This window comes from Metabacillus flavus, from assembly GCF_018283675.1.
Classification (GTDB): domain Bacteria; phylum Bacillota; class Bacilli; order Bacillales; family Bacillaceae; genus Metabacillus_B; species Metabacillus_B flavus.
Genome location: NZ_JAGVRK010000001.1, coordinates 1,786,858 through 1,799,741 on the forward strand (window position 1 = coordinate 1,786,858; position 12,884 = coordinate 1,799,741).

A 12,884-nucleotide genomic window follows, 5' to 3' on the forward strand; every position below is an offset into this window, starting at 1 on the left:
CGGTGCCGGTTTTATATATGTAATTGGGTCTGAAGAAAGCGTGCTGCTGCCGAAGTTTTTATTTTCTCGGTAACCGGTGAACAATTCAAAATAGTGAGGGAGGAACCTTTTATGGCTATACTGAAAATTGCAGAGCACCCGGATCCAATCCTTGAGCAGTCCTGTGAGAAAGTGACTGTGTTTGATAGAGAATTGACCCGTTTGCTTAAAGATATGTATGAAACCATGATAGAGGCGGATGGGGTTGGATTAGCTGCCCCTCAAGTAGGTGTTGCAAAACGAATCGCTGTAGTGGATATCGGCGATGATTATGGAAAAATCGAAATGATTAACCCGAAAATTATTAACTCCCGCGGTGAACAGACTGGACCGGAAGGATGCTTGAGCTTCCCGGGACTGTTTGGTGAAGTAAAACGCGCGGATTATGTGAAAGTGCATGCGCTCAATCGAAAAGGCAAACCTTTTACTGTGGAAGCAGACGGTTTTTTGGCAAGAGCCCTTCAGCATGAAATTGACCATCTGGATGGCACTCTTTTTACCACAAAAGTTCTTCGATACTATGAAGATGGAGAGCTCGAGGAAATGGAAGGATGAACGAAATGACAAGAATCGTATTCATGGGAACTCCTGATTTTTCTGTTCCTGTTCTAAGAAGGCTCGTAGATGAAGGGTACAATGTGGTCGGTGTAGTAACCCAGCCGGACCGTCCAAAAGGCCGCAAAAAAGAACTGACACCGCCCCCGGTCAAAACGGAGGCGCTAAAGCATGGTATTGAGGTTTTGCAGCCGGAGAAAATCCGCCATCAAAAGGATCTCGACCAAGTGCTGGCATTAAAACCTGATCTGGTTGTAACGGCGGCATTCGGACAAATTCTGCCGAATGAGCTGCTGGAAGCGCCAAAGCACGGCTGCATCAACGTCCATGCTTCCCTGCTCCCGGAACTTCGCGGCGGTGCACCGATTCATTACTCCATTTTACAGGGGAAAGAAAAAACAGGAATTACCATTATGTACATGGCCGAAAAACTTGATGCCGGGGATATCCTGACACAAGCAGAGGTTGTCATTACAGAAGAAGATAACGTCGGTACTTTGCATGATAAACTAAGCAAAGCGGGAACAGAACTTTTATCCGAAACCCTTCCAATGCTTCTCGAAGGCAAACTTAAGCCGATTAAGCAAAACGATTCAAAGGCCACCTTTGCTTCCAATATTAAGCGTGAACAGGAAAAGATCGACTGGACGAGAACAGGTGAAGAAATTTACAACCATATTCGCGGGTTAAATCCCTGGCCGGTTGCTTTCACCACTTTGGAGGGCCAAACGGTGAAAATTTGGCGGGGAGAAAAAATAAAAAGTTCGAATCCATCTGAACCAGGCACGGTCATTGGGGTTGACTCTGACGGTTTTGTTGTGGCTTCAGGAAACGGCACTGCCATTAAAATAGTCGAACTTCAGCCGTCAGGCAAGAAAAAAATGAGCGGGGAAGACTTTTTGCGCGGCAGCCAGATTACTCCCGGAACGAAACTTGGTGAATAAATGAAAACAGCAAATGTAAGAGAATTAGCCGTAGAAGCATTGATTGCCATTGAGAAGAATCAGGCATACAGCAATCTTCTGCTCAATACCACAATTCAGAAAAGTAATTTGTCACCTAAAGACGTGTCCTTATTCACAGAGCTTGTATACGGAACACTCCAAAGGAAAATGACGCTTGATTATTATTTAGAGCCTTTCATCTCCAAAGCAAAAAAAATGGAATTATGGGTACGGATTTTGCTTAGAATGTCCCTTTATCAAATGGAGTACCTTGACCGCATCCCAGAAAGAGCGATCTTTTTTGAAGCAGTCGAAATCTCCAAAAAGAAAGGGCATAAAGGCATTGCCGGGTTTGTAAATGGGGTCCTTCGCGCTGTTCAAAGAGAGGGCGTGCCTTCACTGAATGAAATAGAAGATCCCATTGAGCGTTTGGCGCTTGAAACCAGCCATCCGGTCTGGCTGGTGGAAAAATGGGCAGATCAGTATGGATTGGATAACACACGAAAAATGTGCGAAGTGCATCTTAAGCCGCCTGTCGCTTCAGCGAGGGTCAACCGAATGCATCTTACAGTTGAAGAGGCCGTTGAAGGTCTTCTAGAAGAATCTTTCGACGCTGCAAAAGGAGTTCTTTCAGAGGATGCGGTTATCCTGAAAAAAGGCAACGTATCAAAAAGCAGCCTGTTTAAAGCAGGAAAGCTGTCCATTCAGGATGAAAGCTCCATGCTTACAGCAAGAGCCGTGAATCCAGTAAAAAATGATGCAGTGCTTGATGCATGTGCTGCGCCTGGAGGAAAGTCATTGCATATGGCTGAAATGATGGAGGGCACAGGTGAGGTTGTTTCTCTTGATCTTCACAAACATAAAGTGAAACTAATTGAGGAACAGGCTAATCGGGCAGGCCTTATCAACATTTCTCCTCAGGTCATGGATGCAAGGGAGGCTCCACTAAAACTCAATGGAGTCAAGTTTGACAAAATTCTTGTAGATGCCCCTTGCTCAGGATTTGGTGTAATCCGAAGAAAACCGGATATAAAATATGCAAAAAATGCCGATGATGTTATCAGACTGTCTGCCATTCAGCAGGAGCTGCTGGATTCGGCTTCGCGTTTGCTTAAAAAAGGTGGTACACTTGTCTATAGTACGTGTACGATCGATAAGGAAGAAAACGAAGAGGTTATCGCTGATTTCCTTGCGTCCCACCCAGATTTTGAAGAAGATGATTCCTTAAAACAGTTCCTTCCGGAGAAGGTTCACCCATATATCAACGGCGGAAAGCTGCAAATTCTTCCGCATTATTTTGAAACAGATGGATTTTTCATCACGAGATTAAAAAAGAAGGTGTAGTCATTGAATAAAACAACAGCATTACAAGGAAAAAATGCATTAACAGCTGCCAAGCCGTCTATCTATTCACTTGAGCTCCATGAAATTAAAACATGGCTGGAGGAGAATGGGGAGAAAGGTTTTCGTGCACAGCAAATTTTTGACTGGCTTTTCATAAAAAGAGTCACCTCTTTTGAAGAGATGTCCAACCTGTCAAAAGAACTTCGCCAAAAACTGGAACAGCAATTCACATTGACAACGTTAAAAACGCTGATCCAGCAAACGTCCGGCGACGGTACGATGAAGTTTCTTTTCGAGCTGCATGATGGCTCTTCTATTGAAACGGTGCTGATGAAGCATGAGTATGGAAACTCCATTTGTGTAACCACTCAAGTTGGCTGCCGGATCGGATGTACGTTCTGCGCATCAACCCTTGGAGGATTAAAAAGAAACCTCGAAGCAGGAGAAATCGTTGCTCAGGTCGTAAAAGTACAGAAGGCTCTTGATGAACTTGGCGAACGCGTAAGCTCTGTCGTCATAATGGGAATCGGCGAACCGTTTGATAACTATGATGCGATGATGTCCTTCCTTAAAATCATCAACCATGATAAAGGATTGAACATTGGAGCACGCCATATTACTGTTTCCACAAGCGGAATTATTCCTAAAATCTACAAATTTGCAGATGAACAGATGCAAATTAACTTTGCCCTTTCCCTGCACGCTCCAAACAATGAAATCAGAAGCCGTCTAATGCCGATCAACAAGGCTTATAAGCTTCCTGATCTTATTGAATCCATCCGTTATTACGTAAACAAAACGGGACGCAGAATCTCATTTGAGTATGGATTATTCGGCGGTGTGAACGATCAGGTGGAGCATGCAGAAGAATTGGCTGACCTTATAAAAGGCATCAAATGCCACGTAAACCTTATTCCAGTGAACTATGTGCCGGAACGTGATTATGTGCGGACACCGAGGGAACAGATTTTTGCTTTTGAAAAAGCACTGAAAGACCGCGGTGTAAACGTAACGATTCGCCGTGAGCAAGGTTCCGATATTGATGCAGCATGCGGGCAGCTAAGGGCGAAGGAGCGGAAAGAAGAGACGAGGTGACCTTTTTTGGAGACTGCTTTTCGATCGGACATAGGAAAAGTCCGTTCTCATAATGAGGATTGTACAGGTATTTTCTTTAATAATGAACAAGCGGCTTTTGCCGTGGTAGCAGACGGAATGGGAGGCCATCTGGCGGGCGATGTAGCAAGCTCGATGGCCGTTTCCGCATTCCGCGGATTATGGGAGGAATCCGAGGGGATTCATACACCGGATGACGCGGAAAAATGGCTGAGCGGAAAGATCGAAGAGGTTAACCGGCTTCTGTTTGATCATGCCCTTAACCATCCTGAATGCAGCGGAATGGGGACGACTTTTGTCGGTGCCATCTGCACCCGTTCTTTTGCAACAATCGGGCATATCGGAGACAGCCGCTGCTATTTGCTGAATGCGAGCGGATTTAAACAGATTACCGAGGATCATTCCCTAGTTAATGAACTTGTCCGGTCAGGAGAAATTACGAAGGAAGATGCTGAACATCATCCCCGTAAAAATGTGCTGATGAGAGCGATGGGCACCGAGCTCAGGGTCCAAGTGGAAATCAAATCCTTTTGCACAGAAGAAGGAGATGCGCTGCTGCTGTGCTCAGATGGACTGTCCAACAAAGTAAGCGAAACTGAAATGGAAAACATCCTCACATCCGGTGCATCTCTAAATCATTCTGCTGAAAAGCTGATTCAGCTTGCGAATGAAAATGGCGGAGAAGATAATATTTCGGTTGCCATGGTCCTTATGCCTTCCGGGGATGGGGAAGGTGATCTTACTTGCTAATCGGAAAGAGAATCAGCGGCCGCTATCGCATTCTTGAAGTGATTGGCGGAGGAGGTATGGCGAATGTATACCTTGCTCAGGACGTGATTCTGGAACGAAAAGTTGCGGTTAAAGTGCTAAGATTTGATTTTGCAAATGATGAGGATTTCATTCGCCGATTCCGGCGTGAGGCACAATCAACGACGAGTCTGGATCATCCGAACATTGTGAGTATATACGATGTAGGGGAAGAAAACGGGATATATTATATCGTCATGGAATATGTGGCGGGTACCACCCTGAAACAATACATACAAAATCATGCTCCTCTTCATCCATCAGAAGCCTTGGATATTATGGTGCAGATTGTATCAGCTATTGAACATGCACATGAGAATTTTATCGTTCACAGAGACATTAAGCCGCACAACATACTGCTGGATCATGATGGAAGTGTGAAGGTTACAGATTTTGGAATCGCGATGGCGCTGAGTTCGGCTACTATTACACATACAAACTCTGTGCTCGGTTCAGTTCACTATCTTTCTCCGGAACAGGCGCGGGGCGGTTTGGCAACGAAAAAATCCGATCTGTATTCGCTTGGAATCGTACTTTACGAAATGCTTACAGGAAGGGTTCCATATGATGGAGAGTCGGCTGTGTCGATTGCCTTAAAGCATTTGCAGTCAGAAACTCCATCACCTGAGCGCTGGAATCCTTCTATTCCGCAGAGCTTGATTAATATCATATTAAAGGCAATGGCAAAGGACCCGTTTCATCGATATGATTCTGCCGAGGAGATGGAAGAGGATTTAAGAACCGCTTTGAATGCGGACAGGCTCAATGAGAAAAGATATGAGATTCCAGTAGATGATGAAGCAACAAAGGCCATTCCCGTCATAACGGATCAATACCTTTCAGATAAAAGTGAAACGATTAATCATTCGCAGCCGCCCGGCAATTCAAATGATGAAGCTAATCAGCATGGAAAACCTAAAAAGCCAAAAAAGAAAAAAAGCAAATTTGCTGTCTTTATCATAACAATTTTTATTATTTTGCTGGCTGCAGGAGTCAGTGCAGTCACCATCGTCCCTTCGCTGCTGCTGCCTGAAGATGTTTCAGTTCCCGATGTTTCAGGAGAAGAATACGGAGATGCGGTAAACACGTTAAGCGAGGCTGGATTCAGGGTGACGGAGAGATCGATGGCAAGTGATGACGTACCCGAAAATCATGTTGTGAAAACAGATCCTGAGAATGGAAAAATGGCTAAGGAAGGCTCCATGGTAACAATCTATCAAAGCACCGGAAAGAAAACGGCTGAGATTGAAGATTTAAAGGGCCGGGACATTGATACTGCAAAAGAATTACTGGAACGAAAAGGTTATGTAAACATAACCGTAGATGAAATTAATGACGACCAGGAGGCCGGGCTTGTAATTGATCAGGAGCCTTCGGCAGGAACAGAAGTCATTCCTTCGGAGGATGAAGTTAAGCTAACGGTCAGCAAGGGGCCGGAGGAAATTTTACTTGAAGATTTAAAGGGATATACTCAGAATGATGTAAACAGCTATACACAGGAAAAAGGACTCCTTCTTAAAGAAAAGGAAGAGTATTCTGATACGGTTCCCGAAGGCCAGGTTATTTCCCAGTCACCGGCAGCCGGAGAAAAACTAAAGCCCGGCGAAAGGCTTGAAGTGATTTTTTCACTTGGTAAAGAGCAGCAGGAAGTAGCAACTGTCTCCAAAGAAATTGAGATTCCGTATGAGCCTGCTGTACCTGGTGAAGAACAGGAAGTTCAAATTTGGATTAATGATGCGGAGCGGTCTTTTTCAGAACCGGAAGCAACCTTTAAAATTAAAGCGCCTGAAAAAAGAACGATTCAATTTAAAATAGCTCCCGGCCAAAATGCTTACTATCAGGTAACCGTTAATAGCCGAATCGTTGATAATGATACGATACCTTATCCAGACTAAAGGAGGGAATGTATGCCGGAAGGAAAGATTGTGAAGGCTTTAGCCGGCTTTTACTATGTATTAGACGGAGAGCGTTTTGTGCAGTGCAGAGGCAGAGGTCTATTCAGAAAGAACAAAGTAACCCCGCTGGTCGGGGATGAAGTGGTTTATCAGGCGGATAATGACCTGGAAGGAACGATTCTGGAGGTCTTGCCCAGAAAAAACGAGCTGGTCAGGCCGCCTATTTCAAACGTGGATCAGGCTATTCTTGTTTTTTCGGCTATCGAGCCTGCCTTCAGCACGCTTTTGCTGGACCGTTTTTTGGTATTGGTTGAAGCGAATGCTATTGAGCCGGTTATATGCATCAGCAAAACAGATTTAATTTCAAATCCCGATCAAAGAGAAGAAATTCTTTCATTTGCCGCGGATTACAAGGAAGCCGGATACCAGGTATTCCAGACTTCCACGGAAAGCATGGATGGTATTGCCGCACTGGGACCGCTGTTCGATAATAAAATATCGGTTTTTGCCGGTCAGTCCGGAGTTGGAAAATCATCATTGCTTAATGCGATTAAACCGGATCTTGCTTTAAAGACAGATGATATTTCGAGTCACCTTGGCCGTGGAAAGCATACAACGAGGCATGTTGAGCTCATTACGATTGATAACGGGCTTGTAGCTGACACGCCAGGATTCAGTTCTCTTGATTTCACTGATATTGAAGCCCAAGAGCTCGGCCAGTGCTTTCCTGAAATGAGGGAGAGGGCTCAGAATTGTAAATTCAGAGGCTGCACACATGTATCAGAGCCAAAGTGTGCCGTGAAAGCCGCTGTTGACAGCGGAGAAATTAAAGATTACAGATATGAGCATTATTTAAGTTTTCTAGAGGAAATTAAAGACAGAAAGCCGAGGTACTGACGTGGTTTATATCGCTCCATCTATTTTATCTGCGGATTTTTCAAAGCTAAAAGAAGAAATTAAGGATGTCGAGCACGGAGGGGCGGACTGGATCCATATCGATGTAATGGACGGCCATTTTGTCCCGAATATTACGATTGGGCCGCTAATTGTGAGAGCAGTGCGGCCTGTCACAGAACTGCCTTTAGACGTGCATTTGATGATTGAGAATCCGGATTCATACATTGATGAGTTTGCTGAAGCGGGAGCAGATTTGATATCCGTTCATGCCGAAGCGTGCACACACCTTCACAGAACCATTCAGCATATCAAATCTAAGGGAGTTAAAGCGGGAGTTGTTCTTAACCCTCATACACCGCTGCATGTCCTTGACTATGTATTAAAGGATTTGGATTATGTATTGCTAATGACGGTTAATCCGGGATTCGGAGGACAGGTATTCATACCGGAGATGCTCGCTAAAATTGAGACATTGTCAGAAAAGATTAAAGCGGCGGGTTTATCTGTACTGATTCAAATCGATGGCGGTGTAAATGCGGGCAATGCGAAGGCCTGCATGGAAGCAGGGGCTGATGTATTGGTTGCCGGCTCAGCTGTCTATGGATTTCCTGACCGGAAAAAAGCGATAAATGATATCAGAAGTGCTACTTGAAGGAATCACCGATAAGGTGATTCCTTTTTCATCATAAAATCAATATAATAATATTATGTAAACTTAAGGGGAGGAATTGGCTTTGAAATACATATACATAGTTGCAGGTGGACCTGAGAGGCTGATACCTGACCTTGCTGCTGCTGTTCACCCTGAAGTATCGTGGGTTGGAGTGGACAGAGGTGTCGTCTATCTCGCTGATCGAGGCATGAAAATGGAAGAAGCGATTGGAGATTTTGATTCGATCTCCGAGCGGGAACGCGAGGATCTTCAAACAAGACATAATGAATTGAAGATTTATCCTTCAGAAAAGGATAAAACGGATACAGAACTTGCACTTGACTGGGCAATCAGCAGGAATCCTGAACGAATCCGCATTTACGGTGCAACCGGGGGCAGACTGGACCATTTTTTTGCGAATATTTACTTATTAATGAAGGAATTTGAATGCTCCATTCCAATTGAGTTAGAGGACCGCTTTAATTTTATCAGGCTTTTGCCGCCTGGAAATCATGAGGTCGAATCAAGCGGGATCTTTCCATATGTGTCGTTTGTCCCTGCTGCTTCAGACGTTGAAGGTCTAACGTTAAAAGGATTTAAATATCCTCTGGAAAATCGTCATATTCCTTTTGGTTCTACACTATGTATTAGTAATGAATTGATTCATCACACCGGTACTGTTTCGTTTAACAGCGGCATATTAATGATGGTAAGAAGCCGTGATGAAACGAATATAAAGTGATGAATGCTAACCATAAGGCCAGCTAGTGCAGGGCCATTTCAAAGATCATTGAAAGGGCTGAGGAGGGAAATTATGAAGTTCTATACGATCAAACTGCCAAAGTTTCTGGGAGGAATAGTTCGGGCAATGCTTGGTTCTTTTAAAAAGGACTCATAAACATACAGGCGGATCCGCTTGTTTTCTAAAGTGCAAATCAGCAGAACGATGCTCTTCAACGGGCATCTTTTTCTTTTGGAACCAAAAAAGAGGAAATGCAGGTGATCCTGCCATTTCCTCTTTGCAGCCGTGAACGGCTATCTTATTGGCGTTCCAATTATACGCGTTCCACTTTACCGGATTTAAGGGCGCGAGCTGAAACGTATACACGTTTTGGCTTCCCGTTAACCAGGATGCGCACTTTTTGAACGTTGGCTCCCCATGTACGCTTGTTAGCGTTCATTGCGTGGGAACGTGTATTGCCAGAGCGGGTTTTTCTGCCTGTAATTACACATTTACGTGCCATAATATTCCCTCCTCACCTTGCAAAACCTCATTTGTAGCAAGCTATCGTTTCATTTCCGTTTGTCTTTTTAAAAAGACGCCCATCTTTGATGATTGCTCATACGGTTTAAAACGTCTCTATTCACGAGATACCTTAATAATTTACCATAATCCCCTTTTGAATTGCAACTATTCTTTGTCAAGTTTTTTTCCTTTGCGGACTTTTCACAATCAGGTTACGAATGGATGTGTTAGGGGAAGGTATAACATGAAGGATGCCGGTACCCTCTCCCTTGCTGATGGGAAATTTAAAAAAGTTCTTTCAAGAAAAACCCCTTGACATACCTGATGATGCTATGCTCTATAATAATAAGAGCCTTTTATGCCGTCCTATACAGCAATTCCTTTAAAATTTGCACGGCCTATAGTAAAATAGCTTTATCATGCGTATGGTCATCTAGACTGTGAACACGCCATCATGCTCATTGAAGGAAATTCATTGACCGAAAAACAAGGGAGGAAATAGCATGTCCATCGAACTTACCACCAAATACGGACAAATCGATATCTCCAATGAAGTAATTGGAACGGTAGCAGGCGGTGCCGCCATTGATTGCTACGGTATTGTAGGAATGGCCTCCAAAAATCAGATTAAAGATGGAATTACAGACATCCTCCGCAAGGAAAATTTCAGCAGGGGTGTCATCGTGCGACAAGCAGAAGACAGCATTCACATCGATATGTATATCATTGTAAGCTACGGAACGAAAATTTCAGAGGTAGCACATAACGTACAGACCAAAGTGAAATATACGCTTGATCACACGGTTGGATTAGCTGTAGACTCAGTAAATATTTTCGTTCAGGGAGTTCGTGTAACGAACCCGTAGTAAGGAGGAAAAATCGTGTCAATCAAAACTTTGGACGGCGAGCGCTTTGCTGAAATGATTTCACAGGGTGCCAGCCATTTATCCAATAATGCCAAAATGGTGGATGCCCTAAATGTTTTTCCGGTTCCAGATGGAGATACAGGCACTAACATGAACCTGTCTATGACATCAGGGGCCAAGGAAGTGCAAAAAAATGTCCAAGCCCATATTGGCAAAGTAGGGACAGCCCTTTCCAGAGGACTGCTTATGGGTGCACGGGGGAATTCGGGCGTCATCCTTTCTCAGCTGTTCAGAGGCTTCTCGAAGTCAATTGAAAGCAAAAGCACGATTACAGCGAAGGATTTTGCACAAGCTCTTCAAACCGGTGTTGATACAGCCTACAAAGCTGTAATGAAGCCTGTAGAGGGGACGATCCTTACTGTAGCAAAAGATGCAGCCAAAAAAGCCGTTTCTGAATCTAAAAATGAAGATGATCTTGTCAAACTGATGGAAGCGATTCTTGACGAAGCAAAGGCTTCATTGAATCGCACCCCCGATTTGCTTCCTGTTTTAAAGGAAGTGGGAGTTGTCGACAGCGGAGGTCAAGGTCTTGTATTAGTATACGAAGGGTTCCTGGCTGAATTGAAAGGCGAGAAAGTACCTGGAACTCCAATGGCACTGCCGTCCATGAATGATCTTGTCAGTGCGGAACACCATAAGAATGTTCACGCTCATATTAATACGGAAGACATTGAGTTCGGATACTGCACAGAGTTCATGGTTCGCTTTGAAGAGGGCAAGAAAGTCTTTTCTGAGGATCAGTTCCGCAATGATTTAAGTGAATTCGGAGATTCATTGCTCGTGATATCTGACGATGAGGTAGCGAAAATACATATTCATGCAGAGCACCCTGGCGAGGTGCTGTCATATGGACAAAAGTATGGAAGCCTGATCAGCATGAAGATTGAAAACATGCGTGAACAGCATAGCAGTCTTGTCGGTGAATCAGCTAAATCTCAGCCTGCCCAGAAGAAAAAGCAGAAGGAAAAATACGGCATCATCACCGTTACTATGGGTTCAGGAATTGCCGAATTGTTTAAAAGCATAGGCGCCCATGAAGTCATAGAAGGCGGCCAGACGATGAATCCAAGTACAGAAGATATCGTTTCTGCGATTGAAAAAGTGAATGCAGAAAACATTATCATCCTTCCGAACAATTCAAATATTGTGATGGCAGCCCGCCAGGCCGCATCAGTTGTTGAAGAGAATGTGCTGGTTATCCCTTCTAAAACCGTTCCTCAAGGGATGTCTGCTCTGCTTGCTTTCAATCCAGGCGTTAAACCTGAGGAAAACGAAGAAGTTATGACTGAAGCTCTCGGAAATGTAAAATCAGGTCAGGTAACATATGCCGTTCGCGACACTCAAATTGACGGCATGGATATTTCCAAAAATGATTTTATGGGTATTCTGAACGGAAAGATCGTGACGAAGGACAAAGTGCAAGTTCAGGCTGCTGTTAAGCTTCTTAAAGAAATGATCAATGATGAAGATGACATCTTGACCATTCTTTATGGAAGTGAATCAAGCGAAGAAGAAGTAAGCGAGCTTGTAAAGCAAATTGAAACGATGTTCAGCGACATTGAAGTGGAAGTGCATAACGGCAAACAGCCTCTGTACTCTTACATTTTCTCTGTCGAGTAAGAAGCTGTTATAAGGGTTAAGGACCGTCTGTATGACAGACGGTCCTATTTATGCGGAATTCGGCCGTATACAGGTTTAAAAGAAATCTGTTAAACTGAAATCAAACTGTAATAGGATGGTTTCTTTCATAAGAGAGGGGTATACAAAGCATGAAATATCGCAGTGTATTTGACATCATCGGTCCAGTCATGATTGGACCTTCAAGTTCTCATACAGCTGGAGCTGCAAGAATTGGCAGAGTAGCCCGCAGTTTATTCGGCAGGGAGCCGAAATGGGCGACCGTGTCTTTTTACGGTTCTTTTGCAAAAACGTACCGCGGACACGGGACAGATGTTGCCATTATCGGAGGCATTCTGGATTTTGATACGTTTGATGAACGCATCAAAACATCCCTGCAAATAGCGGATGCCAACGGGATGAAGATCACGTTTATAGAAGAGGAAGCAGTTGCAGATCATCCAAATACAGCAAGAGTGATTATTGGAGATGATCAGGGGCAGCTTGAACTGGTTGGTATATCAATTGGCGGAGGCAAGATTGAGATAACTGAGCTGAATGGCTTTCTGCTGCAGCTGTCCGGCAACCATCCAGCCATTCTGGTTATGCATAATGACCGCTATGGTGCAATCGCAGGGGTGGCAAATGTCCTCGCTAAGCATGCGATCAATATTGGACACATGAATGTTTCGAGGAAAGAAAAAGGCCAGCTGGCGCTCATGACCATTGAAGTGGATCAGAATATTGAAATAGGGGTTATTGAGGAATTGAAAACGCTGCCAAATATTCTGCAGGTTACTAAAATAGCAGAATAAAATAGATCGGCTATTGAAGATTGGAGGAAACAGC

The 12,884-nt window shown here is 44.1% G+C and carries 14 protein-coding genes; 13 read left to right on the plus strand and 1 reads right to left on the minus strand.

Annotated elements, in window-relative coordinates; genetic code table 11:
• The first annotated feature begins 111 nt into the window (after positions 1 to 111).
• The 10 genes from def (at position 112) to spoVM (ending at position 9,144) form a co-directional block, all read left to right on the plus strand.
• Positions 112 to 594 (plus strand): peptide deformylase, encoded by a 483-nt coding sequence (gene def, locus J9317_RS09190; RefSeq protein WP_211558038.1) that lies wholly within the window; start codon positions 112 to 114, stop codon positions 592 to 594.
• A gap of 5 nt (positions 595 to 599) precedes the next feature.
• Entirely contained in the window at positions 600 to 1,538 is a 939-nt protein-coding gene (fmt, locus tag J9317_RS09195; RefSeq protein WP_211558040.1) for a methionyl-tRNA formyltransferase, read from the plus strand.
• On the plus strand, positions 1,539 to 2,882 hold the full coding sequence (gene rsmB, locus J9317_RS09200; RefSeq protein ID WP_211558042.1) for a 16S rRNA (cytosine(967)-C(5))-methyltransferase RsmB: 1,344 nt from the start codon (positions 1,539 to 1,541) through the stop codon (positions 2,880 to 2,882).
• Positions 2,883 to 2,885: 3 nt separating this feature from the next.
• A complete protein-coding gene (gene rlmN, locus J9317_RS09205) occupies positions 2,886 to 3,977 on the plus strand; it encodes a dual-specificity RNA methyltransferase RlmN (RefSeq protein WP_211558044.1) in 1,092 nt (363 codons plus the stop codon).
• Positions 3,978 to 3,983: 6 nt separating this feature from the next.
• Entirely contained in the window at positions 3,984 to 4,745 is a 762-nt protein-coding gene (locus J9317_RS09210) for a Stp1/IreP family PP2C-type Ser/Thr phosphatase (protein WP_211558046.1), read from the plus strand.
• Positions 4,739 to 6,697, plus strand: a complete 1,959-nt coding sequence (gene pknB / locus J9317_RS09215; RefSeq protein WP_211558048.1) for a Stk1 family PASTA domain-containing Ser/Thr kinase — start codon at positions 4,739 to 4,741, stop codon at positions 6,695 to 6,697. Before J9317_RS09210 ends, pknB begins: the two co-directional genes overlap by 7 nt.
• A gap of 12 nt (positions 6,698 to 6,709) precedes the next feature.
• Complete coding sequence (gene rsgA / locus J9317_RS09220; RefSeq protein ID WP_211558050.1) at positions 6,710 to 7,594, plus strand: ribosome small subunit-dependent GTPase A; 885 nt, start codon at positions 6,710 to 6,712, stop codon at positions 7,592 to 7,594.
• Between the two features lies 1 nt (position 7,595).
• Positions 7,596 to 8,246, plus strand: coding sequence for a ribulose-phosphate 3-epimerase (rpe, locus tag J9317_RS09225; protein ID WP_211558052.1), 651 nt, complete (start codon positions 7,596 to 7,598; stop codon positions 8,244 to 8,246).
• Between the two features lie 82 nt (positions 8,247 to 8,328).
• Positions 8,329 to 8,988 (plus strand): thiamine diphosphokinase, encoded by a 660-nt coding sequence (locus J9317_RS09230; RefSeq protein ID WP_211558054.1) that lies wholly within the window; start codon positions 8,329 to 8,331, stop codon positions 8,986 to 8,988.
• Positions 8,989 to 9,060: 72 nt separating this feature from the next.
• On the plus strand, positions 9,061 to 9,144 hold the full coding sequence (gene spoVM, locus J9317_RS09235; protein ID WP_035412797.1) for a stage V sporulation protein SpoVM: 84 nt from the start codon (positions 9,061 to 9,063) through the stop codon (positions 9,142 to 9,144).
• A 157-nt stretch (positions 9,145 to 9,301) separates the two neighbouring features.
• Here the strand turns inward: spoVM and rpmB are convergent, their stop codons facing one another.
• Positions 9,302 to 9,490, minus strand: coding sequence for a 50S ribosomal protein L28 (gene rpmB, locus J9317_RS09240; RefSeq protein ID WP_035412795.1), 189 nt, complete (start codon positions 9,488 to 9,490; stop codon positions 9,302 to 9,304).
• 505 nt (positions 9,491 to 9,995) lie between these two features.
• Between rpmB and J9317_RS09245 the strand changes: the two genes are divergently transcribed.
• The 3 genes from J9317_RS09245 to sdaAB all read left to right on the plus strand — a co-directional run bounded on the left by J9317_RS09245 (position 9,996) and on the right by sdaAB (position 12,850).
• On the plus strand, positions 9,996 to 10,358 hold the full coding sequence (locus tag J9317_RS09245; RefSeq protein WP_035412793.1) for an Asp23/Gls24 family envelope stress response protein: 363 nt from the start codon (positions 9,996 to 9,998) through the stop codon (positions 10,356 to 10,358).
• Positions 10,359 to 10,373: 15 nt separating this feature from the next.
• Complete coding sequence (locus tag J9317_RS09250) at positions 10,374 to 12,038, plus strand: DAK2 domain-containing protein (RefSeq protein WP_211558055.1); 1,665 nt, start codon at positions 10,374 to 10,376, stop codon at positions 12,036 to 12,038.
• Positions 12,039 to 12,187: 149 nt separating this feature from the next.
• Positions 12,188 to 12,850: an L-serine ammonia-lyase, iron-sulfur-dependent subunit beta gene (sdaAB, locus tag J9317_RS09255; protein ID WP_211558056.1), complete on the plus strand. Its 663-nt coding sequence runs from the start codon at positions 12,188 to 12,190 to the stop codon at positions 12,848 to 12,850.
• Positions 12,851 to 12,884 lie beyond the last annotated feature (34 nt).

Bases quoted from the DNA above. Each gene is read 5' to 3' on its own strand.
- def (WP_211558038.1), top strand. From the start codon at position 112: ATGGCTATACTGAAAATTGCAGAGCACCCGGATCCAATCCTTGAGCAG.
- fmt (WP_211558040.1), top strand. From the start codon at position 600: ATGACAAGAATCGTATTCATGGGAACTCCTGATTTTTCTGTTCCTGTT.
- rsmB (WP_211558042.1), top strand. From the start codon at position 1,539: ATGAAAACAGCAAATGTAAGAGAATTAGCCGTAGAAGCATTGATTGCC.
- rsgA (WP_211558050.1), top strand. From the start codon at position 6,710: ATGCCGGAAGGAAAGATTGTGAAGGCTTTAGCCGGCTTTTACTATGTA.
- spoVM (WP_035412797.1), top strand. From the start codon at position 9,061: ATGAAGTTCTATACGATCAAACTGCCAAAGTTTCTGGGAGGAATAGTT.
- rpmB (WP_035412795.1), bottom strand. From the start codon at position 9,490: ATGGCACGTAAATGTGTAATTACAGGCAGAAAAACCCGCTCTGGCAAT.
- J9317_RS09245 (WP_035412793.1), top strand. From the start codon at position 9,996: ATGTCCATCGAACTTACCACCAAATACGGACAAATCGATATCTCCAAT.
- sdaAB (WP_211558056.1), top strand. From the start codon at position 12,188: ATGAAATATCGCAGTGTATTTGACATCATCGGTCCAGTCATGATTGGA.